The sequence below is a fragment of the Serratia sp. G204Y genome (assembly GCF_051172435.1).
Classification (GTDB): domain Bacteria; phylum Pseudomonadota; class Gammaproteobacteria; order Enterobacterales; family Enterobacteriaceae; genus Serratia; species Serratia sarumanii.
In genome coordinates, this window is record NZ_JBPIZA010000009.1 from 22,893 (window position 1) to 48,755 (window position 25,863).

Annotated in this window: 26 protein-coding genes; 8 read left to right on the forward strand and 18 right to left on the reverse strand. The window is 62.0% G+C overall.

Features of this window, described 5'->3' with window-relative positions:
* Positions 1-196 precede the first annotated feature (196 nt).
* Entirely contained in the window at positions 197-1,249 is a 1,053-nt protein-coding gene (locus tag ACSBQQ_RS23505) for an NAD(P)-dependent alcohol dehydrogenase (protein WP_060428833.1), read from the forward strand.
* A 30-nt stretch (positions 1,250-1,279) separates the two neighbouring features.
* Here ACSBQQ_RS23505 and maa read toward each other — a convergent pair whose 3' ends face one another.
* From maa to ACSBQQ_RS23530, 5 genes are all read right to left on the reverse strand, one after another.
* The gene (gene maa / locus ACSBQQ_RS23510; RefSeq protein WP_039569636.1) at positions 1,280-1,837 is read right to left on the reverse strand and encodes a maltose O-acetyltransferase; all 558 of its coding nucleotides are present in this window, start codon (positions 1,835-1,837) and stop codon (positions 1,280-1,282) included.
* A 150-nt stretch (positions 1,838-1,987) separates the two neighbouring features.
* A complete protein-coding gene (locus tag ACSBQQ_RS23515) occupies positions 1,988-2,341 on the reverse strand; it encodes an MmcQ/YjbR family DNA-binding protein (RefSeq protein ID WP_019453210.1) in 354 nt (117 codons plus the stop codon).
* 4 nt (positions 2,342-2,345) lie between these two features.
* On the reverse strand, positions 2,346-2,762 hold the full coding sequence (locus ACSBQQ_RS23520) for a secondary thiamine-phosphate synthase enzyme YjbQ (protein ID WP_060427047.1): 417 nt from the start codon (positions 2,760-2,762) through the stop codon (positions 2,346-2,348).
* A gap of 126 nt (positions 2,763-2,888) precedes the next feature.
* On the reverse strand, positions 2,889-4,082 hold the full coding sequence (locus ACSBQQ_RS23525; RefSeq protein WP_049195296.1) for an amino acid aminotransferase: 1,194 nt from the start codon (positions 4,080-4,082) through the stop codon (positions 2,889-2,891).
* Positions 4,083-4,164: 82 nt separating this feature from the next.
* Complete coding sequence (locus ACSBQQ_RS23530; RefSeq protein WP_004936775.1) at positions 4,165-4,632, reverse strand: Lrp/AsnC family transcriptional regulator; 468 nt, start codon at positions 4,630-4,632, stop codon at positions 4,165-4,167.
* A 215-nt stretch (positions 4,633-4,847) separates the two neighbouring features.
* Here ACSBQQ_RS23530 and ACSBQQ_RS23535 point away from each other — a divergent pair, with 215 nt between their 5' ends.
* The gene (locus ACSBQQ_RS23535) at positions 4,848-5,615 is read left to right on the forward strand and encodes a transporter substrate-binding domain-containing protein (RefSeq protein ID WP_039569645.1); all 768 of its coding nucleotides are present in this window, start codon (positions 4,848-4,850) and stop codon (positions 5,613-5,615) included.
* A gap of 44 nt (positions 5,616-5,659) precedes the next feature.
* On the opposite strand, the gene alr is transcribed toward ACSBQQ_RS23535, so the two are convergent.
* Positions 5,660-6,739 (reverse strand): alanine racemase, encoded by a 1,080-nt coding sequence (gene alr / locus ACSBQQ_RS23540; RefSeq protein WP_039569648.1) that lies wholly within the window; start codon positions 6,737-6,739, stop codon positions 5,660-5,662.
* Between the two features lie 17 nt (positions 6,740-6,756).
* A complete protein-coding gene (gene dnaB, locus ACSBQQ_RS23545) occupies positions 6,757-8,181 on the reverse strand; it encodes a replicative DNA helicase (RefSeq protein WP_025160134.1) in 1,425 nt (474 codons plus the stop codon).
* A 167-nt stretch (positions 8,182-8,348) separates the two neighbouring features.
* On the opposite strand from dnaB, the gene ACSBQQ_RS23550 reads away from it, so the two are divergent.
* Positions 8,349-9,332, forward strand: coding sequence for a quinone oxidoreductase (locus ACSBQQ_RS23550; protein ID WP_033654713.1), 984 nt, complete (start codon positions 8,349-8,351; stop codon positions 9,330-9,332).
* Positions 9,333-9,633: 301 nt separating this feature from the next.
* On the opposite strand, the gene pspG is transcribed toward ACSBQQ_RS23550, so the two are convergent.
* The 3 genes from pspG to ACSBQQ_RS23565 all read right to left on the reverse strand — a co-directional run bounded on the left by pspG (position 9,634) and on the right by ACSBQQ_RS23565 (position 11,703).
* Positions 9,634-9,852 carry an envelope stress response protein PspG gene (gene pspG / locus ACSBQQ_RS23555; RefSeq protein WP_033636200.1) on the reverse strand — a complete coding sequence of 73 codons (219 nt, stop codon included), beginning with the start codon at positions 9,850-9,852 and terminating at the stop codon, positions 9,634-9,636.
* 157 nt (positions 9,853-10,009) lie between these two features.
* Positions 10,010-11,020, reverse strand: coding sequence for a tRNA dihydrouridine(20/20a) synthase DusA (gene dusA / locus ACSBQQ_RS23560; RefSeq protein ID WP_060428832.1), 1,011 nt, complete (start codon positions 11,018-11,020; stop codon positions 10,010-10,012).
* Between the two features lie 110 nt (positions 11,021-11,130).
* Positions 11,131-11,703, reverse strand: coding sequence for a sugar O-acetyltransferase (locus tag ACSBQQ_RS23565; protein ID WP_033649710.1), 573 nt, complete (start codon positions 11,701-11,703; stop codon positions 11,131-11,133).
* 245 nt (positions 11,704-11,948) lie between these two features.
* Between ACSBQQ_RS23565 and zur the strand changes: the two genes are divergently transcribed.
* On the forward strand, positions 11,949-12,461 hold the full coding sequence (gene zur, locus ACSBQQ_RS23570) for a zinc uptake transcriptional repressor Zur (RefSeq protein WP_015379223.1): 513 nt from the start codon (positions 11,949-11,951) through the stop codon (positions 12,459-12,461).
* A 102-nt stretch (positions 12,462-12,563) separates the two neighbouring features.
* Here the strand turns inward: zur and ACSBQQ_RS23575 are convergent, their stop codons facing one another.
* From ACSBQQ_RS23575 to ACSBQQ_RS23590, 4 genes are all read right to left on the reverse strand, one after another.
* A complete protein-coding gene (locus tag ACSBQQ_RS23575; protein ID WP_033636203.1) occupies positions 12,564-12,773 on the reverse strand; it encodes a CsbD family protein in 210 nt (69 codons plus the stop codon).
* A gap of 315 nt (positions 12,774-13,088) precedes the next feature.
* Positions 13,089-14,426: an MATE family efflux transporter DinF gene (gene dinF / locus ACSBQQ_RS23580; protein ID WP_033649709.1), complete on the reverse strand. Its 1,338-nt coding sequence runs from the start codon at positions 14,424-14,426 to the stop codon at positions 13,089-13,091.
* A gap of 101 nt (positions 14,427-14,527) precedes the next feature.
* The gene (gene lexA / locus ACSBQQ_RS23585; protein ID WP_004936736.1) at positions 14,528-15,136 is read right to left on the reverse strand and encodes a transcriptional repressor LexA; all 609 of its coding nucleotides are present in this window, start codon (positions 15,134-15,136) and stop codon (positions 14,528-14,530) included.
* A 102-nt stretch (positions 15,137-15,238) separates the two neighbouring features.
* Positions 15,239-15,607, reverse strand: coding sequence for a diacylglycerol kinase (locus ACSBQQ_RS23590; protein WP_015379225.1), 369 nt, complete (start codon positions 15,605-15,607; stop codon positions 15,239-15,241).
* 148 nt (positions 15,608-15,755) lie between these two features.
* Between ACSBQQ_RS23590 and plsB the strand changes: the two genes are divergently transcribed.
* Positions 15,756-18,221: a glycerol-3-phosphate 1-O-acyltransferase PlsB gene (gene plsB / locus ACSBQQ_RS23595; protein WP_060388483.1), complete on the forward strand. Its 2,466-nt coding sequence runs from the start codon at positions 15,756-15,758 to the stop codon at positions 18,219-18,221.
* 65 nt (positions 18,222-18,286) lie between these two features.
* Here the strand turns inward: plsB and ubiA are convergent, their stop codons facing one another.
* Both ubiA and ubiC read right to left on the reverse strand, forming a co-directional pair.
* A complete protein-coding gene (gene ubiA / locus ACSBQQ_RS23600; protein WP_033654716.1) occupies positions 18,287-19,159 on the reverse strand; it encodes a 4-hydroxybenzoate octaprenyltransferase in 873 nt (290 codons plus the stop codon).
* A gap of 17 nt (positions 19,160-19,176) precedes the next feature.
* The gene (ubiC, locus tag ACSBQQ_RS23605) at positions 19,177-19,692 is read right to left on the reverse strand and encodes a chorismate lyase (RefSeq protein ID WP_033636208.1); all 516 of its coding nucleotides are present in this window, start codon (positions 19,690-19,692) and stop codon (positions 19,177-19,179) included.
* A gap of 392 nt (positions 19,693-20,084) precedes the next feature.
* Here ubiC and ACSBQQ_RS23610 point away from each other — a divergent pair, with 392 nt between their 5' ends.
* The 3 genes from ACSBQQ_RS23610 to ACSBQQ_RS23620 are packed head-to-tail and all read left to right on the forward strand — an operon-like array spanning position 20,085 to position 23,498.
* Positions 20,085-21,467: an MFS transporter gene (locus ACSBQQ_RS23610; RefSeq protein WP_033654718.1), complete on the forward strand. Its 1,383-nt coding sequence runs from the start codon at positions 20,085-20,087 to the stop codon at positions 21,465-21,467.
* A 24-nt stretch (positions 21,468-21,491) separates the two neighbouring features.
* A complete protein-coding gene (locus ACSBQQ_RS23615) occupies positions 21,492-22,493 on the forward strand; it encodes a LacI family DNA-binding transcriptional regulator (RefSeq protein ID WP_060428831.1) in 1,002 nt (333 codons plus the stop codon).
* Between the two features lie 21 nt (positions 22,494-22,514).
* On the forward strand, positions 22,515-23,498 hold the full coding sequence (locus ACSBQQ_RS23620) for a nucleoside hydrolase (RefSeq protein ID WP_039569666.1): 984 nt from the start codon (positions 22,515-22,517) through the stop codon (positions 23,496-23,498).
* Positions 23,499-23,553: 55 nt separating this feature from the next.
* Here ACSBQQ_RS23620 and malM read toward each other — a convergent pair whose 3' ends face one another.
* Together malM and ACSBQQ_RS23630 are read right to left on the reverse strand one after the other, a co-directional pair.
* Positions 23,554-24,459, reverse strand: coding sequence for a maltose operon protein MalM (gene malM, locus ACSBQQ_RS23625; protein WP_043148086.1), 906 nt, complete (start codon positions 24,457-24,459; stop codon positions 23,554-23,556).
* Between the two features lie 100 nt (positions 24,460-24,559).
* A complete protein-coding gene (locus ACSBQQ_RS23630; protein ID WP_033649704.1) occupies positions 24,560-25,849 on the reverse strand; it encodes a maltoporin in 1,290 nt (429 codons plus the stop codon).
* Positions 25,850-25,863 lie beyond the last annotated feature (14 nt).

The following is a 25,863-nucleotide window of genomic DNA, read 5'->3' on the forward strand; positions in this document are numbered from 1 at the left end:
CCGCACGCTGACCCGTTTCGCTGCAATCAAACAGAAACGGGCAAGGTTTCGACATTTTCAGGCATTTCCCTCCGCGCTCACCGCTTTTATCATCAATGTTCCCTCGGCGGCCGCCCTGTCTGATTCAGGCCGCGTCTCACCGGCACTCCGCTGCCGGCCAAGCGTTGTCCCCCATACATTGATAACTGGAGCGACCATGAACATTACCCATGCCTATGCCGCGCATGATGCGAAGTCTGCGCTGGTGCCTTTCGATTACCCACCGCGCGCCCTGCGCGACCACGATGTGCAAATTCAGGTGCTGTTCTGCGGCGTCTGCCACTCGGATCTGCACCAGGCGCGCAATGAATGGAGCAATACCATTTACCCGGTGGTGCCGGGCCACGAAATCGTCGGCCGCGTCAGCGCCGTCGGTGGCCATGTCTCGCGTTACCGGGTCGGCGATCTGGTCGGCGTCGGGTGCATGGTAGATTCCTGCCGCAGCTGCCCGAGCTGCGATGAGGGGCTGGAGCAGTATTGCGAGAACGGCTTCACCGGCACCTATAACGGTCAGGACCGCCAGACCGGCGCCGTGACCTACGGCGGCTACTCCACCGATCTGGTGGTGGATCAGGACTTCGTGCTGCGCGTGCCGGAGAATCTCGATCCGGCCGGGGTCGCGCCGCTGCTGTGCGCCGGCATCACCACCTATTCGCCGCTGCGCCAGTGGGGCGCGGGGCCAGGCAAAAAGGTCGGCATCGTCGGGCTCGGCGGGCTGGGGCACATGGGCGTCAAACTGGCGCGGGCGATGGGCGCGCACGTGGTGCTGTTCACCACCTCGCCGTCGAAAATCGAAGACGCTAAGCGTCTTGGCGCGCATGAAGTGGTGATTTCGCGCAACCCGGAGGAGATGGCGCAGCACGTCAACAGCTTCGACTTCATCCTCAACACGGTAGCGGCCCAGCACGATCTGAATCCGTTCCTCAACCTGCTGCGCCGCGACGGCACCCTGACGCTGGTCGGCGCGCCGGAGCACGATCATCCGTCGCCGCAGGTGTTCAATCTGATCATGAAGCGCCGCCGCATCGCCGGTTCGCTGATCGGCGGCATCGCGGAAACGCAAGAGATGCTGGACTTCTGCGGCCAACACGGCATCACGTCGGATATCGAGCTGATCCCGATGCAGCAGATTAATGAAGCCTATGAGCGCATGCTGAAAAGCGACGTGAAGTACCGCTTCGTGGTGGACATCGACTCGCTGCGGGTCTGATGACGGCGGGCGCCCAACGGCGCCCGTTTCTTATAGCTGCTTGATGATCCTGGCCGGGTTGCCGCCCACCACGCAATTGGCCGGCACGTCTTTGGTTACCACCGCGCCGGAGGCAACGACCGCATTGTCGCCGATGGTCACCCCCGGATTGATCACCGCGCGCCCGCCGATCCACACGTTGTCGCCAATCTTGACCGGTTTGCCGAACTCCGCGCCGCCGACGCGGGTCTCGGCGTCCAGCGGATGGGTCGCGGTGTAGATATGCACGCCCGGCGCCAGCAGGCAGTTGTCGCCGATATGCACCTCGCACACGTCGAGGATCACGCAGTCGAAGTTGGCGTAGAAGTTCTTGCCCAAATAGATGTTGTAGCCGTAGTCGCAGCGGAAGGTCGGCTCGATGGTGCCGCCCTGATAGCCGCCCAGCAGCTCGCCCAGCCACTGTTTGCGCAGCTCGCCCTCTTCCGGCGAGGAGTGGTTATAGCGATGCGTCAGCTGGCGCGCGCGCCGACGCTCGCTGCGCAGCAGGTCATCGCCGGCGTCGTACAGTTCCCCGGCGATCATCTTGCGCTTTTCTTCGCTGATGGCCATGTCGGCCTCCTTATTTTACCCGCGTTTCTTGAATGCCCAAGCGTAGCCGCTTTTGCCTGGCGAGAAAAAGGGAACGTTCCCAATTTAAAGCCGCGATCACGCTTTAACATGAAAAAGCAGGAGAAAACGGGCGGCGCCGCCGCCCGACAATCAGGCGCGCAGTTCCTGGCGCACGTGTTCGGGCAGGCCTTCCACCACCAGCTGATAGGAGCTGTCGATCAGCGTGTAAAACTGCGAGTTCGGCAGGTTGCCGTCAAGAAACACCGTGTTCCAGTGCGCCTTGTTCAGGCCGTCGCAGGCGACGATCTCCGGATGGTGTTCACGCAGGCTTTCCGCCAGCTCCGGGCTGGACTTGACCGCCAGCGCCGGCCGCCCTTCGACCTCGCACACCATGGCGAACATCACGTCGCCCACCTTGATCTGGCTGGCCTGCCACTGGTTCTGGTCGCTTTGTTCCGCGCCCGGCTTCGCCATGCAGTACTCCAGCAATGCGCTGTTATTCATTGGGTTATTCCCCCTGTAACGTGGCCACAATACGGCGTGCTCCGCCGTGGATGCGGTGCTCCCCCAGCCAGATGCCCTGCCATGTGCCCAACATCAGCCGCCCGTGCCTGACGGGCAGCGTCAGGGAAGCGCCCAGCAGCGAGGATTTGATGTGCGCCGGCATGTCGTCCGGCCCTTCGTAGTCATGCTGATAGGGTGCGTTTTCCGGCACCTGACGCAGGAAATGCTGCTCCATATCGGTTCGCACCGTGGGATCGCAGTTCTCGTTGAGCGTCAGCGAGGCCGAGGTATGCTGCAGCAACAGATGCAGCAGGCCGGTTTGCAGGCGGTGTAAGTGGGTTAACTGGTTGACGATCTCGTCGGTAACCAGATGAAAGCCACGCGCTTTTGCGCTGAGGATTAGCGTTTGCTGATGCCACATGAGTGAGCGCCCCTCAATCAGTATATTCTCTCTCCGGTTTGCGGCAACTTCGGCGGCGCGCCGGCAATAAAAAAGGAGCGATATCGCTATCGCTCCCCGATGAACGTCCGTTCAGACTAACAGGCGTTACTGCACCGCGGCAAACGCCTCGGCCACCTGACGCACGTTGTTGTGGTTCAGGCCGGCCACGCACATGCGGCCGCTGTGGATCAGGTAGACGCCAAACTCTTCACGCAGGCGATCGACCTGCGCCGCGCTGAAGCCGGTGTAGCTGAACATGCCGCGCTGCGCCAGCAGGTAATCGAAGTTGCGCTGCGGCAGCGCACTCTTCAGGGTATCCACCAGCGCGTGGCGCATCTCGAGAATGCGGGTGCGCATGCTCTCTACTTCGTCCAGCCACTGGGTTTTCAGCTGGGCGTCATTCAGCACCTTGGCCACCAGCTGCGCGCCGAAGTTCGGCGGGCTCGAGTAGTTGCGGCGCACGGTGGCCTTCAGCTGGCCCAGCACGCGCCCGGCCGCCTCTTCGCTTTCGCACACCACCGACAGGCCGCCGACGCGCTCGCCGTACAGCGAGAAGATCTTCGAGAACGAGTTGCTCACCAGGCACGGCAGGCCGGCCGCCGCGATGGCGCGAATGGCGTATGCATCCTGCTCCATGCCGCCGCCGAAGCCCTGATAGGCGATGTCGAGGAACGGAATGATTTCACGCTCGGCGATCACCTTGACCACCTCATCCCACTGGGCAGGGGTCAGGTCGGAACCGGTCGGGTTGTGGCAGCACGGGTGCAGCAGCGCGATGCTGTGCTTCGGCAGCTGTTTCAGCGCAGCGAGCATGGCGTCGAACTTCACGCCCAGGCTTTCGCTGTCGAAATACGGGTAGGTATTCACCTTGAAACCGGCGCCGCTGAAGATGGCGACATGGTTTTCCCAAGTCGGATCGCTGACCCACACCTGCGAATCCGGGAAGTAGCTTTTCAGGAAGTCGGCGCCCACTTTCAGCGCGCCGGAACCGCCGACGGTCTGAATGGTGGCGATGCGCCCCTGCTGCAGCATCGGGTGCTGCGCGCCGAACAGCAGCTGCTGGATGGCGGAACGGTAGGGTTGCAGCCCTTCCATCGGCAGGTATACCGAGGCGCCGTGCTCGACGCTGTTCAACTGCGCTTGCGCCGCGGCGACCGCCCGCATCTGCGGGATGATGCCCTGCGCATCGTAGTACAGGCCGATACTCAGGTTCACCTTGTGCGCGCGCGGGTCTTGTTTGAATTTTTCCATCAGCGACAGAATGGGATCGCCGGCATAGGCGTCAACGTTCTGGAACACGGGGGTTTTCTCCTGGTTTATTGTGGTTTGGGCACAGCGTTACGTTCCTAATATAGACGGAAAACCGCATTCGGTTTTAGCTTTATCTCGCCACCGGCAACAAACCGTTTTCCTTGATGCGATTGAGCACCACCGCCGTTTTGATATGCGCCACGCTTTTGTGCGGCGACAGCGTCTGGCTGATGAACTCGCTCAGCGCCGGCAGGTCCGCCACCGCCACTTTCAGCAGGTAATCGGCGTCGCCGGTGGTCTTGTAAGCGTCAAGGATCGCGTCCACCTCCTCCAGCATCTGATGAAAGCTGTCGATCTGCTCCTGCGCGTGCGTGATCAGGCTAACTTCGATCAGCCCCACCAGCCCCAGGCCGACCGCCTCCGGCGCCAGCCGCGCGTGGTAGCCGCGGATCAGCTGCGCCTGCTCCAGGCTGATGCGCCGCCGCGAACATTGGGAGGCGGAGAGCCCGACCAGCTCGCTCAGTTCCTGATTGGTCAGACGGCCGTTGGCCTGTAACAGCGTCAGGATTTTCATATCAAAATCGTCAATGTTGTACATAGCCACCTGTAAACTGTGTTAATAAATGTTGACGTTACAGCCTACCAGTTTTTTTACCGTTGCCGACGTCACACCCTGGCGCTCAAATCGCGTACAGCAGCAACGCCCGGCGTTTTCGCCGGTAAGCGGCATAAAAAACGGCTAACTCATGCAGGTAAACGACAATTAACGGCAAAGTAACGCATAAAACCACGAATGTATAAAAAGGACGCCAGATGAAAAAGCTACTCCCTCTCGCGCTGCTGCTCGCCGCCGGCGGCGCCGGCGCGCAATCCCACCTGGACAAGGTGCTGCAGCAAAAGACCCTGGAAGTCTGCACCACCGGCGACTACAAGCCCTATACCTTCCTCAAGGAAGACGGCGGCTATGAAGGCATCGACATCGATATGGCGGAGTCGCTGGCCAAGAGCCTGGGCGCCAAAGTGAAGTGGGTGAAAACCAGCTGGAAAACCCTGACGCCGGACTTCGTCGGCGGCAAGTGCGATATCGCGATGGGCGGCATCTCCGTCACGCTGGAGCGACAAAAACAGGTGTTCTTCGCCGACAAGCTGGATACCGACGGCAAAATCCCGCTGGTGCGCTGCACCGACGTGAAGAAATACCGCACTCTCGAGCAGATCAACAAACCGTCGGTGCGCCTGCTGGAGCCGGCGGGCGGCACCAACGAAGCCTTCGTGCACGCCTATCTACCGAAGGCCAAGCTGACGCTGACGCACGACAACATGAGCATTTTCCAGCAGTTGGTAGACCGCAAGGCGGACGTGATGATCACCGACGCCTCCGAGGCGCTGTACCAGCAGAAGCGCTATCCGAAGCTGTGCGCGGTGAATCCGAGCAAACCGATGCAGTACGGCGAGAAGGCTTACATGCTGCCGCGCGACGATCTGAGCTGGAAACTGTATGTGGATCAGTGGCTGCACCTGGCCAAGGCGACCGGCGAGTATCAGAAGATTATCGACAAGTGGTTGGCGGTAAAGAAGTAACTCGCTGAGAAACGGGGCCGACGCGCGTCGGCCCCTGCTGCGCATCAGTCGCCGATGTATTCCATCGCCACGCGCTGCGTGAGCTTGGTGATAAGTTCGTAAGCGCTGATGCCGGTGCAGGCGGCGATGCGCTCGACCGGCAGCGCCTGGCCCCACAGCACCGCTTCATCCCCCACCTTATCGGCGGCGTCCGGCCCGAGATCGACCGAAATCATGTCCATCGACACCCGGCCGACGATCGGCACTTCGCGGCCGTTGATCAGGATCGGCGTACCGGTCGGCGCGCTGCGCGGGTAGCCGTCGCCGTATCCCATCGCCACCACGCCCAGCCGGGTATCGCGCGGGCTTACCCAGGTGCCGCCGTAGCCGACCGCTTCGCCGGCCTTGTGCTCGCGTACCGCGATCAGGCTGGACTTCAGCGTCATCGCCGGCTGCAGCCCATGCTCGGCGCCGCTGCCGTTATCCAGAGGCGACACGCCGTACAAAATGATGCCGGGACGCACCCACTCGTTGTGGGCATCCGGCCACAGCAGCGTGCCGCCGGACGCGGCGACCGAGCGCTGGCCCGGTTTGCCGCGCGCGAACTGCTCGAAGCAGGCGATCTGTTTCAGGGTGGCGTCGGATTCCGGCTCATCGGCGCGGCTGAAGTGGCTCATGATATTGACCGGCTGCGCCACGTTGCGGCAGGCGCACAGGCGCTGATAAAACGCTTCCGCCTGTTCGGGGCGCACCCCCAGCCGATGCATGCCGGTATCGAGCTTCATCCACACCGGCACCGGGCGCGCCAGCTCGGCCTGCTCCAGCGCTTCGAGCTGTTCGATGCTGTGTACCGCGGTTTCGATGTTGTTCGCCACCAGCACCGGCAGATCTTCGGCACAGAAGAAACCTTCCAGCAGCAGGATCGGTTTGACGATGCCGCCGGAGCGCAGCATCAGCGCCTCGCCGATGCGCGCCACGCCGTAGCAGTCGGCGTCTTGCAGGGTGTGGGCTGTTTCCAGCAGGCCATGTCCATAAGCGTTTGCTTTCACAACGGCAATCAGGCGGCTTTGCGGCGCCTGGCGGCGCACCTGTTGCAGATTATGTCGCAGAGCGCGGCGGTCGATTACAGCGGTTGCCGCTTTCATTTCAGTTCCTTAGCTGATTATTCGTCATCGTATTGTGGCCCCGCGTAGTTATCGAAACGCGACCACTGGCCGTTAAAGGTAAGGCGCACGGTGCCGATCGGGCCGTTACGCTGCTTACCGATAATAATTTCCGCGATCCCTTTCAGATCGCTGTTCTCGTGATACACCTCATCACGATAGATGAACATAATCAGGTCGGCATCCTGCTCGATAGAGCCGGATTCACGCAGGTCGGAGTTGACCGGGCGCTTATCGGCGCGCTGCTCCAGGCTTCGGTTCAGCTGCGACAGCGCCACCACCGGCACCTGCAGCTCTTTCGCCAGCGCCTTCAGCGAGCGCGAAATCTCGGCGATCTCCAGCGTACGGTTGTCGGACAGGGCCGGCACGCGCATCAGCTGCAGGTAGTCGATCATGATCAGGCTAAGCCCGTCGTGCTCGCGGAAAATGCGCCGCGCGCGCGAGCGCACTTCGGTCGGCGTCAGGCCGGAGGAGTCGTCGATGTACATGTTGCGCTTCTCCAACAGGATACCCATGGTGCTGGAAATGCGCGCCCAGTCCTCGTCGTCGAGCTGGCCGGTACGGATGCGCGTCTGATCCACGCGCGACAGCGACGCCAGCATACGCATCATGATCTGCTCACCGGGCATCTCCAGGCTGAAGATCAGCACCGGTTTTTCCTGGGTCATCGCGGCGTTTTCGCACAGGTTCATGGCGAAGGTGGTTTTCCCCATCGAAGGACGGGCGGCGACGATGATCAGATCGGACTTTTGCATGCCCGCGGTTTTCTTGTTGAGGTCTTGATAGCCGGTATCGACCCCGGTCACGCCATCGTGCGGCTGCTGATACAGCTGCTCAATGCGCGACACGGTGTCTTCCAGAATACGCTCGATGCCCTTCGGGCCCTCGTCTTTGCTGGCGCGGTTCTCGGCGATTTGGAAGACGCGGGATTCCGCCAGATCGAGCAGGTCTTCGCTGCTGCGCCCCTGCGGATCGTAGCCGGCGTCGGCGATCTCGTTAGCCACCGAGATCATCTCGCGCACCACCGCGCGCTCGCGCACGATGTCGGCGTAGGCGCCGATGTTGGCGGCGCTCGGGGTGTTTTTCGACAGCTCGGCCAGGTAGGCGAAGCCGCCGACCGAGTCCAGTTCGCCCTTTTGTTCGAGCGATTCGGACAGGGTGATGAGGTCGATAGGCTTGCTCATCTCCAGCAGACGCTGCATCTCGGTAAAGATCAGGCGGTGCGGGCGGCTGAAGAAATCGTTGGCGACCACGCGCTCCGCCACGTTGTCCCAGCGCTCGTTATCCAGCATCAAACCGCCCAACACCGACTGCTCGGCCTCCAGCGAGTGCGGCGGCATCTTCAGCCCTTCCATCTGACGATCTCTGGAACGCTCTCTGGTTTCGTCCGCGTTTGTTTTGTTGGTTGGTTTTTTTCCTGCCATGAAACGTAGTCTTTATCCGGTTGCGAATGAAGGATCCTGACGCGAGAGTATACGTGATTTTTGCGCCATAACCGATGCAAAAAAGGTATTGAACCCCGCACGGGCAAACTGGATCTCCGAGACTAAAAAGAATAGGGTGAAATCAGACACTCCAACGAGGTAACGATATGGCCAAGCGCATTCAATTCTCCGCCACCGGCGGGCCGGAAGTCTTGCAATACGTTGATTTTACACCACTCGATCCGGCTGCCGGGGAAGTGCAGATCGAGAACAAGGCGATCGGCATCAACTACATCGACACCTATGTGCGCAGCGGGCTGTACGCGCCGGCCAGCCTGCCGAGCGGCCTCGGCACCGAGGCGGCCGGCGTGGTGGTCAAGGTCGGCGCCGGGGTCAGCGCGATCAAACCGGGCGACCGGGTGGTGTATGCGCAGTCGTCGCTCGGCGCCTACAGCGAGATCCACAATGTGCCGGAAGAAAAAGTGGCGCTGCTGCCGCACAACCTCAGCTTTGAGCAGGGCGCCGCCTCTTTCCTCAAAGGGCTGACGGTGCACTATCTGTTGCGCCAAACCCACGAAGTGCAGCCGGGAGAAGTGTTCCTGTTCCATGCCGCCGCCGGCGGGGTTGGCCTTATCGCCTGCCAATGGGCCAAAGCGCTGGGCGCGCGCCTGATCGGCAGCGTCGGCTCCGACGAGAAGGCCGCCCTGGCGAAACAGGCCGGCGCCTGGGCCACCATCAACTACCACAAAGAGGATATCGCCCAGCGGGTGGCCGAGCTGACGCACGGCGAGAAGGTTGGCGTAGTGTACGATTCGGTGGGGCAAAGCACCTGGCAGGCCTCGCTTAACAGCCTGAAACGCCGCGGCCTGATGGTCAGCTTCGGCAATGCCTCCGGCCCGGTGACCGGCGTCGATCTGGCGCTGCTCAACCAGAAAGGATCGCTGTACGTCACCCGCCCTTCCCTCAACGGCTACGTCACCAACCGCGCCGAACTGCAGTACGCCAGCAACGAGCTGTTCTCGCTGATCGGCAGCGGCGCCATTCGGGTGGAGGTGAGAGACGAGCAGAAATTTGCGCTGGCCGACGCCCAGCGGGCGCACCAGGTGCTGGAAAGCCGCAGCACCAGCGGCTCCAGCCTGCTGATCCCCTGATAGCGGCAAAAGAAAAGGGCTCCTTGCGGAGCCCTTTCTGTTACTGCGTTTTGTAGGGGTAGAGCAGAGTCCGCCAGAGACAGGGGGGTTGCTTTAGCAACACGAATTTTGGTTGTCTCTCACGGTGATGAAATCGGTCGCATCACTGCATCGCCCCACATCCTAACAGCCCCGTTCGGCAAAAAACACGCTTTATGTGCCACATCGCCGGGGAAAACTGCCAAGCTGTGATCGTTGCCGCATTCGCGGTGCGAAAAATTGTGCAAGTTTCAGTGTGACTGTCTGATTATTCAGCAAAAAATCAGTAACGCCTGGCCTGCGGTTTCTGCATCGCGCGGTAAATCCATACCCCGACCACCGCCAAAATCAGCCACGGCAGCAGCTTGATGACCACCGCGAACAACCCGCCCACCAGCATGAACGCCGCCGCCGCCAACAGCGCAGCGAAGATCCCCAGCAGCGAGATGCCGGTCACCATCAGCATCACCACAAAGCCAATGAGAAAGAAGATTTCCAACATGATTGCTCCTTTGCAACTCAACGTATCTGCAGAGTGAATTACAAGAAGCGTGCCAGAACGGCGAAAGTGCTAACCTATTGAAAAAACGGGGCAGGCATCCAGCAACGCGCCGAATGCCTGGCGAAAAAGACTAACTGTTGGTCAAAATTTTTGTGGGTTACGCCATTTCCACACGCGGCTGACGCACCAGCGCCAGCGCCTGCTCCACCACCCGCGCATCAGCGCCCGGCTTGTGGGCGTTCTCGCTCAGGTGGCGACGCCACTGGCGCGCGCCCGGCACGCCCTGGAACAAACCGAGGATGTGGCGGGTGATGTGGCCGAGATAGGTGCCGTTGGACAGCTCGCGCTCGATATACGGATACAGCGCTTCGACGATCGCCACGCTGTCCGGCACTGCGGTCTGCGCGCCGAACAGTTCGCTGTCGACCCGCGCCAGGATGCCCGGATTCTGGTACGCCTCGCGCCCCATCATCACGCCGTCCAGATGCTGCAGGTGCTGCCGCGCCTCCTCCAGCGTTTTCACCCCGCCGTTGATGGCGATGGTCAGCGCCGGAAAGTCCCGCTTCAGCTGATAAACGCGCGGGTAGTCCAGCGGCGGCACTTCGCGGTTCTCTTTCGGGCTGAGGCCGGAGAGCCAGGCCTTGCGCGCGTGAATGGTGAACATGTCGCACTCGCCGCGCCGGGCGACGGTCTCGATAAAGTCGCACAGGAAGGCGTAGCTGTCCTGATCGTCGATGCCGATGCGGGTCTTCACCGTCACCGGGATCGACACCACGTCGCGCATCGCCTTGATGCAGTCGGCGACCAGCGTCGCCTGCCCCATCAAACAGGCGCCGAACATGCCGTTTTGCACGCGATCGGACGGGCAGCCGACGTTGAGGTTAATCTCGTCGTAACCGCGCTGCTCCGCCAGTTTGGCGCAGTGCGCCAGCGCGGCCGGATCGCTACCGCCCAGCTGCAGCGCCACCGGATGCTCTTCTTCGCTGTAGGCCAGGTAGTCGCCTTTGCCGTGGATGATCGCGCCGGTGGTCACCATTTCGGTGTACAGCAGCGTTTCCTTGGTCAGCAGGCGGTGGAAGTAACGGCAATGACGATCGGTCCAGTCGAGCATCGGCGCGATGGAGAAACGATTGGCGGCGTAGGTTGGGGCGTGGTTGTCTTTCGTCATGCTGAGTTACTGGCTACCTGAGTCTGTCTGGGTTCAACGAACGGCGCGCGGCCGCAAACGGCTATTATAACGACAATCGGCGCCGTTGGGAAAACCGCCTTATCTGCGCCCTATTCCAACGCGCGGATAACCCGGCACGGCTGCCCCAGCGCCAGCACGTTGGCCGGGATGTCGCCGGTCACGATGCTGCCCGCGCCGATAGTGGTGCCGTCGCCGATGGTCACGCCCGGCAAGATCACCACGTTACCGCCGATCCACACATTGCTGCCGATGGACACCGGCTGCGCCGAGGTGCGGAAAGGGAAAGCCGGGTCACCGGTAAAGCGTTCACCGGCCTTCAGCGGATGACTCGGCGTGTAGATTTGCACGTTGGGGCCGATCAGCGTGTTGTCGCCGATGGTGATGGTATTGCAGTCGAGGAACACCGCATTGACGTTGATAAAACAGTTCTTGCCGATGCGGACATGTTGCCCGTAGTCGCACCAGAACGGCGTTTCGATCCAGCTCGCCTCGCCCCAGGCGCCGAACAGTTCGCCGAGCAGACGGTTTTTCTCGTCCGCCTGATGCGAATCCAGCTCGCCCAGGCTTTTGGTCAACGCTCTGGCCCGATGGTACATAGCAATCAATTCTTCATCGCGGCTGTTGTACACCTGGCCGCTTAACAGCTTCTCTCTTTCCGTCATCGCACAAAGCTCCTGCTCATCACGCGGGTGAAGCGCGTTATACCGCTCTCGCCCGCCGCTCTCCAGCGCTAAAACCGGCAATGTTGATTTGTCGCCCTGCGGCGGGGAAAAGTTGTGATGCATCTCTCTTTTAGCGCACTCTGCGCGCCTTTCCCTGCGCAATCCTCAGGGGAAAAGGGGGCAACTCTCGGCGATTCGCCGTAATCATGGTAAAATCGGCTTTTTTACGTACCGGGATATTTGCGATGAACTCAACCACCCAGGAAAAGCTGCTGGCGCAGGCGGAACGCCTCTGCCAACAACGCAATGTGCGATTGACGCCGCAACGGCTGGAAGTGCTGCGTCTGATGACTCAGCAACCCGGTGCAATCAGCGCTTATGACCTGCTCGATCTGCTGCGCGTCGCCGAACCGCAGGCCAAGCCGCCGACGGTCTATCGCGCGCTGGATTTTCTGCTGGAGCAAGGGTTTATCCATAGAGTGGAATCCGCCAACAGCTACGTGCTGTGCCACCATTTTGAACAGCCGATGCACACGTCCGCACTGTTTATCTGCGACCGCTGCGGCCAGGTGACCGAACGCACCACCGAAGGCGTAGAGGAAACGCTGCAGAAGCTGGCGCAGGAAGCCGGATTTGCGCTGCGCCACAGCGTGGTAGAAGCGCACGGTCTGTGCGCCGGCTGCGTGGAGGTTGAGGCGTGCGACAGCAAGCATGACTGCGCCGAACACGATCACAGCATCGCCATCAAGAAGAAGTAAGACGAAGTCAGGTACCTCCCTGTACCTGCGGCCGGGGCGCCAGAGGATGAGAGCGACGCCGGCCTGCGCTGGGCAAGCCGCCTTCAATGGCGGCCCTGCAAATTACCAGCGGTGTTTGGTGTGTTCTTCCCAGGCCTTCACCTCTTTCTCGGCCGCCTCTTTCTGGTAACCGTAGCGCTCCTGGATTTTGCCGACCAGCTGTTCGCGTTTCCCTTCGATGACCGTCAGATCGTCATCGGTCAGCTTGCCCCATTTTTCCTTCACTTTGCCTTTCAGCTGCTTCCAGTTACCGTCGGCTTGATCTTTATTCATAGTCTCTCCGTTAACCTGTGGTGAATCAGTGATCCCTGTCGCCGGCCGGGGTTAACCAGAAATTTTTCTGGCTGATGCTCCCTTCACCTTAAGGAGCACCGTTCCCCTTCATTTACCAGCCACATGATTCATTCTAGTTAAACGTGGAAATAAAAAAGCCAAAATACAGAACAAAAAACCATTAACTGACAAAATAAAAACAAAAAACGCCAGCAAACAACGAACTAACGCGAACGGGACCAGGCTGAAAACATGTAAGCAAACATGACAGAAAACATAAGAAAAACTAACCATTACCCCAACAGAATGCCCGGGTTAATGTGCGGTAAACCAGCTGCCGCGCACCTGGTGGCGGTGCCAAATCCAGCCCAACGCCACGCCGCGCAACGTCAGAAACACCGCCAGCGCCAGCCAAAGCCCGTGGTTGCCAAGCAGCGGCACGCTGAACAGCGTCAGACCATACCCTGCCGCAGCTACCGCCATGCTGTTACGCATCTCGGCGCCGCGCGTGGCGCCGATAAACATGCCGTCCAGCAAATAGCACCACACCCCGACCAGCGGCAGAATGACCTGCCACGGTAAATAATGGGCAGCCAACGCACGCAGCTCCGGCAAGGAGGTCAACGCCGCCACGATCTGCTGGCCGGTAACGGCATACGCCAGGCCGAAGACCAACGCGACCAGCCCCGCCTGCCTGCAGGCCGCGTGCCACACCTTACGCAGTTGGCTATCGTCCCGGGCGCCGTAGGCGTGGCCTGAATGGGCCTCCACCGCATAAGCGAAGCCGTCGAGCGCATAGGCGGTGAACGTCAGCAGATTCATCAATACCGCATTGACCGCCACCACCTCGCTCCCCAGGCGAGCGCCGAAAATGGTCAGCGACGCAAAGCACAGTTGCAGCAACAGTGAACGCAGCATGATATCGCGGTTGAGCGCCAGCAGGCGACGCAGATCGCCGCGCCAGGCCTGGCGCAGCATCGGCAGGGTAATACCGCGCAGGCGCATCACCCGCCACGCCAGCCACAGGCCGAGCAACAGCGTGGCGTATTCGGCGATGGCGGTGGCCGCCGCCGCCCCTCGCACGTTCCAGCCCAGGCCCATCACCAGCCAGATATCCAGTACGATATTCAGCAGGTTGCCGACGATCAGCAGGATCACCGGCGCCCGCACGTACTGCACGCCGAGCAGCCAGCCCAGCAGCACCAGATTGGCCAGCGCCGCCGGGGCGCTGAGCCAGCGGATCTCAAGAAAACGCCGCGCCTGTTCCAGCACTTCGCCATCGCCACCGACAATCCGCAGCGCCAGTTCGATCAGCGGATAACGCAGCAGGACGATCGCCGCTCCGGCCAGCAGCGCCAACAGCAGCGGTTGCATAAAGGCGCGCGCCAGCGCCTGCGGGTTCTGTGCCCCCAGCGCCTGCGCCGCCAGGCCGGTGGTGCTCATGCGCAGGAACAACAGCAGCATGAACAGGAAGCTGGTCGCCACCGCGCCGATCGCCACGCCCCCCAGATAGATCGGGCTGTCGAGGTGGCCGATCACCGCAGTGTCCACCAGCCCGAGCAGCGGCACGGTAATATTGGAGAAAATCATCGGCAGGGCCAGGCGCCACAGAGCTTTATCGGTGTCGCTGGTAAAGGCGGAAATCAAGCGCATGATGAGACGTTCCCGTAGCGGTGGCGAATGGCAAGGTCAGAAACAAAAACGCCCCAGAACAGGGGCGATTGATACAGGAGGCGGCACTGAGGGTGCGACGATTAAATCCAGTCGCCGTTGCGGATCACGCCGACCGCCAGCCCTTCGATAGTGAAATTCTGCTGACGCAGATCGACCACGATCGGTTGGAATTCGTTGTTCTCTGGCAGCAGTTCAACCACGTTGCCGTGCTTTTTCAGGCGCTTGACCGTCACTTCGTCTTCGATGCGCGCCACCACGACCTGGCCATTGCGCACGTCTTGCGTTTTGTGCACCGCCAGCAGATCGCCATCCAGAATGCCGATGTCGCGCATCGACATGCCGTTCACCCGCAGCAGGAAATCGGCGCTCGGTTTAAACAGGGAAGGATCCACCTGGTAGTGCCCTTCGATGTGCTGCTGCGCCAGCAGCGGCTCGCCGGCGGCGACGCGGCCGATCAGCGGCAGCCCCTCTTCTTCTTCCATCAGCAGGCGGATACCGCGCGAAGCACCGGAGACGATTTCGATCACGCCTTTGCGTGCCAGCGCCTTCAGGTGTTCTTCGGCGGCGTTAGGCGAACGGAACCCCAGACGCATCGCGATCTCGGCACGCGTTGGCGGCATGCCCGTTTGCGAAATGTGCTCGCGAATCAGGTCGTAGACCTCTTGCTGTCTGGTAGTTAGTGCTTTCATTCCGCCCCCTGTTTGTTTATACAGTCTTGCTGTGAGTATATACAGGTAAGCGCGGATTGGGAACCGAAGATTAAATAAAAATCAGTCAGTAGGCGCTTTTCGTCAGCCGAAGTGCTGCCATAAGACCGTGCCCCAAACGAACAGCGCGAGCACGATCGCCAGCGACACCGCCGCCGATCCCATGTCCTTGGCCCGGCCGGACAGCTCGTGATGTTCGCTGCCGATGCGATCCACCACCGCCTCGATCGCGCTGTTCAGGATCTCGACGATCATCACCAGCGCTACCGATCCGATCAATAAAATGCGCGCTATCGCACCCACATCCAGCCAGACAGCCAGTATGATAGCCAGGAGGGTGACCACCAGTTCCTGGCGGAACGCCGCTTCGTGTTGCCAGGCGGCGGAAAGCCCTTTATAGGAATAGCCGGCGGCCTTGATGATGCGGGTCAGGCCGGTTGCTTGGTTTGCCATGTTTTCGTGCCTTTCTCAGAGGTCGGTCATAATAAAAAGAGTCTAGAACAGTCCGCGCTGACGGCTCTCGGTTTTCGAACACCACAGATCTGCTACCCGGTTTCTGGTATGCTTGCGGCGCATTGCTAACAAGAGGCTTCACGTTGTTATGTCAGGTTGGCGTAAAATTTATTATAAGATATTGAATTTACCACTTAAATTGTTGGTAAGAAGTAAGGTCATCCCTTCAGATCCGGTTACCGAGCTAGGGTTGGATCCCTCACGGCCGATTTTGTATGTTTTACCTTACAATTCCAAGGCGGATTTGCTGACGCTGCGCACCCAGTGCCTGGCGCAGGATCTGCCCGATCCGCTCAACTCGCTGGAGATCGACGGCACCGTGCTGCCGAGCTACGTGTTCATTCACGACGGCCCGCGCGTGTTCCGCTATTACACCCCGAAAGAAGAGTCGGTAAAGCTGTTCCACGACTATCTGGATCTGCATCGCAGCAATCCGGATCTCGACATTCAGATGCTGCCGGTTTCGGTGATGTTCGGCCGCTCGCCGGGCCGCGAAGGCCACGGTACGCCGCACCTGCGTCTGTTGAACGGCGTGCAGAAATTCTTCGCCGTGCTGTGGCTCGGCCGCGACAGCTTCGTGCGTTTCTCCAACACCGTTTCGCTGCGCCGCATGGCCACCGAACACGGAACGGATAAAACCATCGCGCAGAAACTGGCGCGCGTGGCGCGCATGCACTTTTCGCGTCAGCGCCTGGCCGCCGTGGGCCCGAGCCTGCCGGCCCGTCAGGATCTGTTTAACAAGCTGTTGGCGTCCAAAGCGATCGAAAAAGCGGTCGAGGACGAAGCGCGCAGCAAGAAGATCTCACACGAGAAGGCCCAGCAAAACGCCATCGCGCTGATGGAAGAGATCGCCGCCGATTTCTCCTACGAAACCGTGCGCCTGTCCGACCGCGTGCTGAGCTGGACCTGGAACCGGCTGTATCAGGGCATCAACGTCACCAACGCCGAGCGCGTGCGCCAGCTGGCGCAGGACGGCCACGAGATCGTCTACGTGCCCTGCCACCGCAGCCACATGGACTATCTGCTGCTGTCCTACGTGCTGTATCACCAGGGCCTGGTGCCGCCGCACATCGCCGCCGGCATCAACCTCAACTTCTGGCCGGCCGGCCCGATCTTCCGTCGCCTGGGCGCGTTCTTCATCCGCCGCACCTTCAAGGGCAACAAGCTGTACTCGACGGTGTTCCGCGAATACCTCGGCGAGCTGTTCACCCGCGGTTACTCGGTGGAATACTTCGTGGAAGGCGGCCGTTCCCGCACCGGGCGCCTGCTGGAGCCGAAGACCGGCACCCTGTCGATGACCATCCAGGCGATGCTGCGCGGCGGCACCCGTCCGATCACGCTGGTGCCGATTTACATCGGTTACGAGCACGTGATGGAAGTGGGTACCTATGCCAAAGAGCTGCGCGGCGCCACCAAGGAAAAAGAGAGCCTGCCGCAGATGCTGCGCGGCCTGCGCAAGCTGCGCAACCTGGGCCAGGGTTACGTCAACTTCGGCGAACCGCTGCCGTTGACGGCTTACCTCAACCAGAACGTGCCGCAGTGGCGCGAGTCGATCGATCCGATCGAAGCCCAGCGCCCAAGCTGGCTGACGCCGACGGTCAACGATCTGGCCGGCCAGATCATGGTGCGCATCAACAACGCCGCCGCGGCCAACGCCATGAACCTGTGTTCCACCGCGCTGCTGGCCTCGCGTCAGCGTTCGCTGACCCGCGAACAGCTGATCGAACAGCTCGAGTGCTACCTGCAGCTGATGCGCAACGCGCCTTACGCGCGTGACGTCACCGTGCCGACGCAAACGCCGAACGAGCTGCTGGATCACGCGCTGAACATGAACAAGTTCGAGGTGGAGAAGGACAGCATCGGCGACATCATCATCCTGCCGCGCGAGCAGGCGGTGCTGATGACCTATTACCGCAACAACATCCACCACCTGCTGGTGCTGCCGTCGCTGATCGCCAGCATCGTGATGCATCACCGCCGGGTATCGCGCGCCGAGCTGCTGCGCCAAATCGGCATGATCTATCCGATGCTGAAAGCCGAGCTGTTCCTGCATAACGACAAGGAACAGCTGCCGGAGGTGCTGCGGCCGGTGATCGACGAGCTGATCCGTCAACAGCTGATCTGCGACAAAGGCGACGAGCTGGTGCTGAACCCGGCGCGCATTCGCCCGCTGCAGCTGCTGGCCGCCGGGGTGCGCGAAACCCTGCAACGCTACGCCATCACCATGTCGATCCTCAGCGCCAACCCGAGCATCAACCGCGGCGCGCTGGAGAAAGAGAGCCGCATCATGGCGCAGCGTCTGTCGGTGCTGCACGGCATCAACGCGCCGGAATTCTTCGACAAGGCGGTGTTCTCCACCCTGGTGGCAACGCTGCGCGAAGAAGGCTATATCAACGACAGCGGCGATGCGATCCGCGAGCACACCCTCGAGGTGTACAACATGCTGAGCGATCTGATCACGCCGGAGATCAAGCTGACCATCGAAAGCGTCAACATGCCGGAAGAAACCAACGCCCTGCCGCAATCCGATGCGGAAGAAGAGAAAGACGAGTGATTTCGCCCGGCGCTGAAACACAAAAGGCACCCTCGGGGTGCCTTTTTTCTTGCGGAAGGGAAGCGTTACGTCGGCAGATAGCTCAGCGCGATGCCGATGAACACCACCAGCCCCACATAGTTGTTCTGCAGGAAGGCCTTGAAGCAGGCCTCGCGCTCGCGGCCGGCGATCTGTTTCTGCTGGTGAATGAACAGCGCGCCCGCCAGCAGCAGTGACCAGTAAAACGCCCCGCCGAGCTGCGCCAGATAACCGACCCACACCAGCAGCAGCAGCGTCGCGAACTGCAGCAGCCCGACGATCAGCTTGTCATAACGGCCGAACAGGATAGCGGTGGATTTGATGCCGATCTTCAGGTCATCGTCGCGGTCGACCATCGCATACAGCGTGTCGTAGGCCACCGTCCAGCAGATGTTGGCCAGCAGCAGCAGCCAGCAGCTGAGCGGCAGCGATTCGCTGACCGCCGCATAGCCCATCGGAATGCCCCAGCCGAACGCGGCGCCCAGCACGAACTGCGGCAGGTTGGTCACCCGCTTCATGAACGGGTACGCCCAGGCCAGCGCCAGCGCCGCCAGCGACAGCCAAATGGTCATCGCATTGAGCGTCAACACCAGGCAGAACGAGACCAGCACCAGCACCACGAACAGCACCTTGGCCTCTTTCGCGCTCACCCGGCCGCTCGGCATCGGCCGCCCGGCGGTGCGTTTCACGTAGCCGTCCACCGCGCGATCGGCGTAATCATTCACCACGCAACCGGCGGCGCGCATCAGGAACACGCCGAGCACGAACACCAGCAAAATCGACAGCGGCGGCACGCCTTTCCCGGCCAGCCACAGCGCCCACAGCGTCGGCCACAGCAGCAACAGCGTGCCGATCGGTTTATCAATGCGCATCAAATGGCTGTAAGCCCGCCATTTACTTTGAGTCACGCTTCCCTCCAAGGTCTTGCTCTCCTCTCTTATGCAGGAACCGCTGAATACAGCGGCGAAGCCGGTAAAAACAGTTCGGTCAGCAACAGCGGTTTGCCCGCCAGCCGCAGCCGTGAACGGCGCGCCCACAGCGCGTCCTGCCGGCCGATATGAATATAGTCGCGGGTCAGCTCGCCGCTGCTGAACAGGTAGCGCCCCAGCGGCAGCGTGCCCAGATCCACCAGCGCCTGGTCGGGGCCGGTCAGCGTATTTTCCGGGATCACCGTGCGCCCCAGCAGCCAGGGCTGGTCGTCGCCCAGCAGCACCACTTCGCGCAGCCAGTAGCGCGGGCTGTCGGGCAGGTGCTTCGCCTCGTCGCCCAGCGCCTCGCGCGTGACGAAGCATTCGCGCTGCGGTTCGACGCGCACCTGGGCGCAATGGCGTTCAAATCGGCGGGTCATGGAGCCTAACTCCATCAGCCAGTCGCTGACGGCGGCGGGCGCCGGAGGATCCTGTTCGGACAACCACTCCAGCGGCGGCAGGATGGAATCCCTGATGCCAGACATTGCTTTACTCCTCGCCTGAACCGCAGCCGGTACGGCGCGCCAGACGATACAAACTGTTAACAGGCCCCCATTGTAGCGCAGAAATGCGAAAGCGGCAGGCTGATTCGTGGCGAAAACGGCAGGCCTATCGGCCGGAAAAACCGGGGTTCTGTCATCTTTTTGCCATCCGTATTCTCTATCTTCGTTCCCCGGCACGATGACGATTCTGTGATCGCCTGCAAAGTTTCATCTTTGTCGCGTTGTTCTATCTACGCGCGTAGATACTCTGACACCGCAGCGTTGAATCGCCATGCGTCCGACATCATTTGTCGGCACACCTTTGTTGCCGGCACCAGGGAAACCATCTTTAACCGCGCCCCTCCAGGCGCAGAACAAAAGAGGATAGCACCGTCATGAGCGAAACAACGCTTGCCACTCCACAGACCGCCGACGCCGCGCTGGCGGCCGATGAACGCCTGGCAACCAAAGAGGGGCGCAGCCAATTTTGGCGCGCCACCTTCTCCTGCTGGCTCGGCACCGCCATGGAATACGTCGACTTCGCGCTGTACGGCCTGGCGGCCGGCATGGTGTTCGGCGATGTGTTCTTCCCCGAGGCCACGCCGCTGGTCGCTCTGCTGGCCAGCTTCGCTACCTACTCAGTCGGTTTCGTCGCGCGGCCGATCGGCGCGCTGGTGTTCGGCTGGATCGGCGATCGCAAAGGCCGCCGCGTGGTGCTGATCACCACCGTGGCGCTGATGGGCATTTCTACCACGCTGATCGGCCTGATCCCGTCCTATGCGCAAATCGGCGTCTGGGCGCCCACCTGCCTGGTGATCCTGCGCTTCGCGCAGGGATTCGGCGCCGGCGCGGAGCTGTCCGGCGGCGCGGTGATGCTGGCGGAATACGCGCCGGCCAAGCGGCGCGGGCTGGTGGCCTCGATCATCGCCATCGGCTCCAACAGCGGCACCCTGCTGGCGTCGCTGGTATGGCTGCTGGTGCTGCAACTCGACAAGGAAGATCTGATGAGCTGGGGCTGGCGCATTCCGTTCCTCGCCAGCATTCTGATCGCCGGGGTGGCGCTGTACCTGCGCCGTCACGTGCGCGAAACGCCGGTGTTCGAGCGCGAGCTGCAACAAAACCACCAGCGCATGCTGGACGCCGCTCAGGCCGCGCCGGACTCACGCAGCTACCTGCAGCGCACCAAAGCGTTCTGGGTGATGCTCGGCCTGCGCATCGGCGAAAACGGCCCCTCCTATCTGTGCCAGGGCTTTATCGTCGGCTACGTCGCCAAGGTGCTGATGGTCGATAAATCGGTGCCGGCGCTGGCGGTGCTGATCGCCTCGCTGTGCGGTTTTCTGGTGATCCCGCTGGCCGGCTGGCTGTCCGATCGCTTCGGCCGCCGCGTCACCTACCGCTGGTTCTGCCTGCTGCTGGTGCTGTACGCCTTCCCGGCGTTCTGGCTGCTCGACAGCCGTGAACCGGCGATCGTCATCTCGGTGATCGTGGTCGGCATGTGCATCGCATCGCTGGGGATCTTCGGCGTGCAGGCGGCCTACGGCGTCGAACTGTTCGGCGTGAAGAACCGCTACTCCAAGATGGCGTTCGCCAAGGAGCTCGGCTCGATCCTCTCCGGCGGCACCGCGCCGCTGATCGCCACCGCGCTGCTCTCCGGCTTCGGTCACTGGTGGCCTGTCGCCGCCTATTTTGTTGTAATGGCGGGCATCGGCTTAATCACCACCTTCTTTGCTCCCGAAACCCGCGGCCGCGATCTCAATCTGCCGCAGGATGCCGCGTAGCGAGAAGGCGAACAGGATCTCAATTTGGATAATCACTCCGCGCGACGCGTTACCCGCGCCGACGTGGCCCGCGTAGCGGGCACCTCCGTCGCCGTGGTCAGCTACGTGATCAACAACGGCCCGCGCCCGGTGGCGGAAGCCACCCGGCTGCGCGTGCTGGCGGCGATCGAGCAGACCGGCTACCGGCCGAACGACATCGCGCGGGCGCTGGCCTCCGGCAGCACGCAAACCTACGGGCTGGTGGTGCCGGATATTTCCAACCCGTTCTTCGCCACTCTGGCGCGGGCGCTGCAGCAGGAAGCCTTCAGCCGCGGCCGCGTGCTGCTGCTGGGCGATGCCGGCGACGATCGTCAGCGCGAGTATGAGCTTATCAACAACCTGCTGCGCCGCCAGGTCGATGGCCTGCTGTACACCAGCGTCGATCGCCACCCGTGGTTCGATCTGATCCGCGCTTCCGGCACTCCCTGCGTGATGATAGACACCATCGATAGCCAGGCCGGCGTTTGCGCCATCCGCGTCGACGAGCGCGACGCCGCTTGTCAGGCGACCCGCCATCTGCTGCAGCACGGCTATCGCGACATCGGCATTTTTATCGGTCCGCTGACCATGCTCAACGCGCAGGATCGCCTGAACGGCTGGCGCGATGCGCTGCTGGAGGCGGGCATCGCGCCACGCGACGAATGGATTTTCGAAGCGCCCTACACCCGCCAGGGCGGTTACCAGGCCACCCAGCGCCTGGTGCAAGGCCCGCGCCCGCGCGCCGTTTTCACCTCCAACGAGCAGCAGGCGCTCGGCTGCCTGTCGGCGCTGGCGGAGCATGGGCTGCGCGCGCCGGACGATCTGGCGCTGATCTGTTTTAACGGCACACAGCAATCCGAATTCAGCGTGCCGCCGCTCAGCGCGGTCGAGCAGCCGATCGACGCCATGGCCAAGCGGGCCATCGCCATGCTGGCCGCCGGCGCCGCGCCCGCCGAGCTGCATGAATTCGCTTTTCAACTGCGCATCCGCCGTTCGTGCGGCTGTTAGCGGTTTTTCAGGACACCTTATATGCGTTTAATCATTGATTGCGATCCCGGCAACGGCGTTCCCGGCGCCAACGTCGACGACGGCCTGGCGCTAGCCCTGGCGCTGGCAGCCAAACCGCAGCTGCAGCTGGAGTTGATCAGCATCGTGGCCGGCAACACCCCGCGCGAAGTGGGCTTCGCCGTCGCTACCGACCTGCTGGCGCAGAGCGGCTATCAGGTGCCGGTCGCCCTCGGCGCGGCGCGCGCCCTGAGCGAACCGCCGGAGCCGTGGCGCGCACACCTGGACCGCCCGATCGCCGATCCTAAGCTGGCGGCGCTGTGGCGTGACCTGCCCGCGCCCTCGCTGGCCAACGCGCCCGCGCCGGACGCCGCCATCGCCATCGGCGAACTGATCTGCCGGCATCCCGGCGAGATCACGCTGGCGGCGATCGGCCCGCTGACCAACGTTGCGCACGCCATGCAGCTTTACCCGCAGATGGCGCAGGCGGTGAAAGAGATCGTGATCATGGGCGGCGTGTTCAACGTTGAGGGATATATCAAGGACACCAATTTCGGCCTGGATCCGGAAGCGGCGCGGCTGGTGTTGAACAGCGGCGCCGCTATCACGCTGGCGCCGCTGGACGTCACCACCCAGACCATGCTGACCCAGGCGGATCTGGCCGCGTTGACCCAGCCGGATACCCCGCTGTGCCGCTATTTGCGCGCCACGACGCAGCCGTGGATCGACTATTCGCGCCATACGCGGCGCCTGCCGGGCTGCTGGATCCATGATGCGCTGGTGATCGCCTGGCTGCTGGCACCGCAGCTGGTCACCACCGAGATGTTTCATGTGGATGTGGCGCTGGAAGGGGCGTTGACGCGCGGCAGCTCACGCCGCTGGCGGCCGGACAGCCTGCGCCTGACGGTCGGCATGCCGGCGCCGCAGGGCAAGCCGGTGCGCGTCATGCAGCAGGTGGACAACGCCCGTCTGCTGGCGTTGATCGGCGCAACGCTGGCCCGCGGATGAAAAAAGGTGCGCCAAAGCGCACCAATCATCGAGCCAGCATCGGCAGCGCCGGGTGTTACCCCTTGCCTTTAACGCTGCTGATAAACGTTTTACGCGCGGTGGTCGAGCCCAGTTTCTCGGCCTCATTCATCAGCTTCAGCGCCTTGTCGATATCGCCCGCCTTCACCGCCTGCTTGATGCCGTTATTGAAGTAGCTTTCGGTATCGTTGAGCATCGGCTCCGCCGGTTTCTCCGGCGCTGGCGCAGGCGCCGCCACGGCGGCAGGGGCGCTCGAGCCCACCACCACCGGCGCCACGGTCGGCGCAGGCTGCAGCATGCCGATCATCACGTTGCCGGTGCCCTGTTCCGCGGTCACCTTAAGCTTCAGCGTGCCGGTCGTCGCGTGGCCGGCGATCGGATCCGGGATATCCGGCACCGCGTTGCCCACGCCCTGCGCATAGGCCTTGGCCGGGTTGGTCAGCTGCGTGGTTTTCGCCAAGTCCTGACGGGTGGTGTACACCAGCAGGTAAATCTGTTTTTGACCGAGCGCCGGCGTCAGTTTCAGCGTGCCTTCGAGGCGATCGGAGGACATCGCCCCCGGCGGCTGATACGGGAAATAGCTGCTCGGGTAATACGCCGCCGGGCGCAGATGCTCATCCAGCACCAGCACGCTCGGCGCGTACAGCGAATTGTTTTTGGCGAGGCTGCTCAGCGTCACTTCCAGCGAACCGCGATCGGCCGGCAGCGTATAGGCGGCGATCGCCCCCTGAATTTCGCCCTGATTGAGCTGCGGGCTGACGGCGTCGAGCTTCACCTCTTGCGACACCGGCGGCTGCAGCGGCTGCCACGGCAGGCTTTGCAGCGTGGCGGCGCTGATGGCCGGCGCGACGGAAACGTTGGCCGGCGTGTCGGCGTTGGCCGCCAAAGGCGCGCCGACGGTCAGCGCCAGCGACAGGCAGAGTGACAGCAGATTCTTTTTCATCGTTATATCCTCTTTCAGCGCCGCGGCGGATCAGGCAAGAGATCCGGCCGCGGCGAATGCGGTTGGGGGAGAGCCGATAGCCCTCCCCGCCCTGTCGTCGTTACCACCAAATTTCCATCTGGGCGCCGAAGGTGACTTCGTCATCCTTGCCGCGGCTGAAGGTATGCATGCTGGTGTCGTTGTAAGCGGTGCCGGTGTTATACCCGGTGTCGTCACCGGTGGCGTAGCCCCACTTCTCATCCCACTTGGCGTAGGTGGCGAACAGACGGATGGCCGGACGCGACCAGATGCTGTTGCCCGCCTGCCACTGCTGCGCCAGGGTCACTTTATACTGGCCGTTGCGATCGCCGGTGCGCTGGGATTTGACGTTGTCATAGCCGGCTTCCAGCAGGGTGCTCATGATCGGCGTCCATTTGTACATCGGGCGCACGCCCACGGTGTACCAGGTGGTGCCGTTGTTGTTATCGCGGTCGATGTCCTGGAACATGGCGACGTACATCAGCGCCCATTGATCGTTGAAGTCGATGGCGCCGTGATCCAGCACGCGGATCATCTTGCCGTTGTTATCGATGGTGGCGCCTTCGTTGCGGCCGTTGTTCTGCGAGGTCATCGAGTCGGTGGCGTACTGCAGCACGAATTTGTTGTAGCCGTTCAGGATGCTCTGCGTGTGTTCCGCAGTGAACATCCAGCCGTCTTTGCTGGCGCCGTCGGCCAGGCGATAGTTATCCTGCGCATTGGCGCGGCCGTAGTCCACGCCCAGCTCCAGGGTGCCGCCCGGGTTCAGCTCCAGGCCGGCCAGACGCAGGTCGAAGGTGTCGTTGACGGTTGGGCGCTGTTTCCATTCGTTATCCAGGTAGCCGTAAGAGCCGCCGGATTCGGAGTTGCGGGTCACGGCGGCGGACAGCTTGCCGAAGCCCAGATCGATGTTTTCCAGACCGGCGCCCGGGCCGGAGATATCCCAGTAGTAGAAGTCGATCATGTGAACGTCATGACGCTGATAGAAGCGCTTACCGGCCCACAGCGTGGAGCCCGGCAGCCAGTCGATCAGGTTTTTACCCTGCACGTTGACTTCGCGGAAGCCCGGGGTCACGTCTTCCCAGTCGGAACGTTGCGAGACCGAATAGGCCAGGTTGGTGTCGAAATAGAAGCTCTTGTCGCCTTCTTTCCACACTTCCTGCCCCAGTTTCAGTTCGGCGTAGGTTTCGCATTCGTTGCCGAGACGGTATTTGCTCGCGGCACCGGTGGCCTTGAAGCACTGTTGCTCACCGCCGCTGCCGGTCCAGCCGATGCCGGAACGGGCGTAACCGTGAAAATCCACGGCCAGCGCCTGGGTAGAGAGAACACCGGCGGCGACAGCCAGTGCCAGAGGAAGTTTGCGCAGAGTAGTCATCATTATTCTCCTGT

What these genes read in the sequence shown, in the direction of transcription:
- ACSBQQ_RS23505 (WP_060428833.1), top strand. Translation starts at nt 197, where the DNA reads ATGAACATTACCCATGCCTATGCCGCGCATGATGCGAAGTCTGCGCTG.
- maa (WP_039569636.1), bottom strand. Translation starts at nt 1,837, where the DNA reads ATGGCCATCAGCGAAGAAAAGCGCAAGATGATCGCCGGGGAACTGTAC.
- ACSBQQ_RS23515 (WP_019453210.1), bottom strand. Translation starts at nt 2,341, where the DNA reads ATGAATAACAGCGCATTGCTGGAGTACTGCATGGCGAAGCCGGGCGCG.
- ACSBQQ_RS23520 (WP_060427047.1), bottom strand. Translation starts at nt 2,762, where the DNA reads ATGTGGCATCAGCAAACGCTAATCCTCAGCGCAAAAGCGCGTGGCTTT.
- ACSBQQ_RS23530 (WP_004936775.1), bottom strand. Translation starts at nt 4,632, where the DNA reads ATGTACAACATTGACGATTTTGATATGAAAATCCTGACGCTGTTACAG.
- ACSBQQ_RS23535 (WP_039569645.1), top strand. Translation starts at nt 4,848, where the DNA reads ATGAAAAAGCTACTCCCTCTCGCGCTGCTGCTCGCCGCCGGCGGCGCC.
- alr (WP_039569648.1), bottom strand. Translation starts at nt 6,739, where the DNA reads ATGAAAGCGGCAACCGCTGTAATCGACCGCCGCGCTCTGCGACATAAT.
- dnaB (WP_025160134.1), bottom strand. Translation starts at nt 8,181, where the DNA reads ATGGCAGGAAAAAAACCAACCAACAAAACAAACGCGGACGAAACCAGA.
- ACSBQQ_RS23550 (WP_033654713.1), top strand. Translation starts at nt 8,349, where the DNA reads ATGGCCAAGCGCATTCAATTCTCCGCCACCGGCGGGCCGGAAGTCTTG.
- pspG (WP_033636200.1), bottom strand. Translation starts at nt 9,852, where the DNA reads ATGTTGGAAATCTTCTTTCTCATTGGCTTTGTGGTGATGCTGATGGTG.
- dusA (WP_060428832.1), bottom strand. Translation starts at nt 11,020, where the DNA reads ATGACGAAAGACAACCACGCCCCAACCTACGCCGCCAATCGTTTCTCC.
- ACSBQQ_RS23565 (WP_033649710.1), bottom strand. Translation starts at nt 11,703, where the DNA reads ATGACGGAAAGAGAGAAGCTGTTAAGCGGCCAGGTGTACAACAGCCGC.
- zur (WP_015379223.1), top strand. Translation starts at nt 11,949, where the DNA reads ATGAACTCAACCACCCAGGAAAAGCTGCTGGCGCAGGCGGAACGCCTC.
- ACSBQQ_RS23575 (WP_033636203.1), bottom strand. Translation starts at nt 12,773, where the DNA reads ATGAATAAAGATCAAGCCGACGGTAACTGGAAGCAGCTGAAAGGCAAA.
- dinF (WP_033649709.1), bottom strand. Translation starts at nt 14,426, where the DNA reads ATGCGCTTGATTTCCGCCTTTACCAGCGACACCGATAAAGCTCTGTGG.
- lexA (WP_004936736.1), bottom strand. Translation starts at nt 15,136, where the DNA reads ATGAAAGCACTAACTACCAGACAGCAAGAGGTCTACGACCTGATTCGC.
- ACSBQQ_RS23590 (WP_015379225.1), bottom strand. Translation starts at nt 15,607, where the DNA reads ATGGCAAACCAAGCAACCGGCCTGACCCGCATCATCAAGGCCGCCGGC.
- plsB (WP_060388483.1), top strand. Translation starts at nt 15,756, where the DNA reads ATGTCAGGTTGGCGTAAAATTTATTATAAGATATTGAATTTACCACTT.
- ubiC (WP_033636208.1), bottom strand. Translation starts at nt 19,692, where the DNA reads ATGTCTGGCATCAGGGATTCCATCCTGCCGCCGCTGGAGTGGTTGTCC.
- ACSBQQ_RS23610 (WP_033654718.1), top strand. Translation starts at nt 20,085, where the DNA reads ATGAGCGAAACAACGCTTGCCACTCCACAGACCGCCGACGCCGCGCTG.
- ACSBQQ_RS23620 (WP_039569666.1), top strand. Translation starts at nt 22,515, where the DNA reads ATGCGTTTAATCATTGATTGCGATCCCGGCAACGGCGTTCCCGGCGCC.
- malM (WP_043148086.1), bottom strand. Translation starts at nt 24,459, where the DNA reads ATGAAAAAGAATCTGCTGTCACTCTGCCTGTCGCTGGCGCTGACCGTC.
- ACSBQQ_RS23630 (WP_033649704.1), bottom strand. Translation starts at nt 25,849, where the DNA reads ATGACTACTCTGCGCAAACTTCCTCTGGCACTGGCTGTCGCCGCCGGT.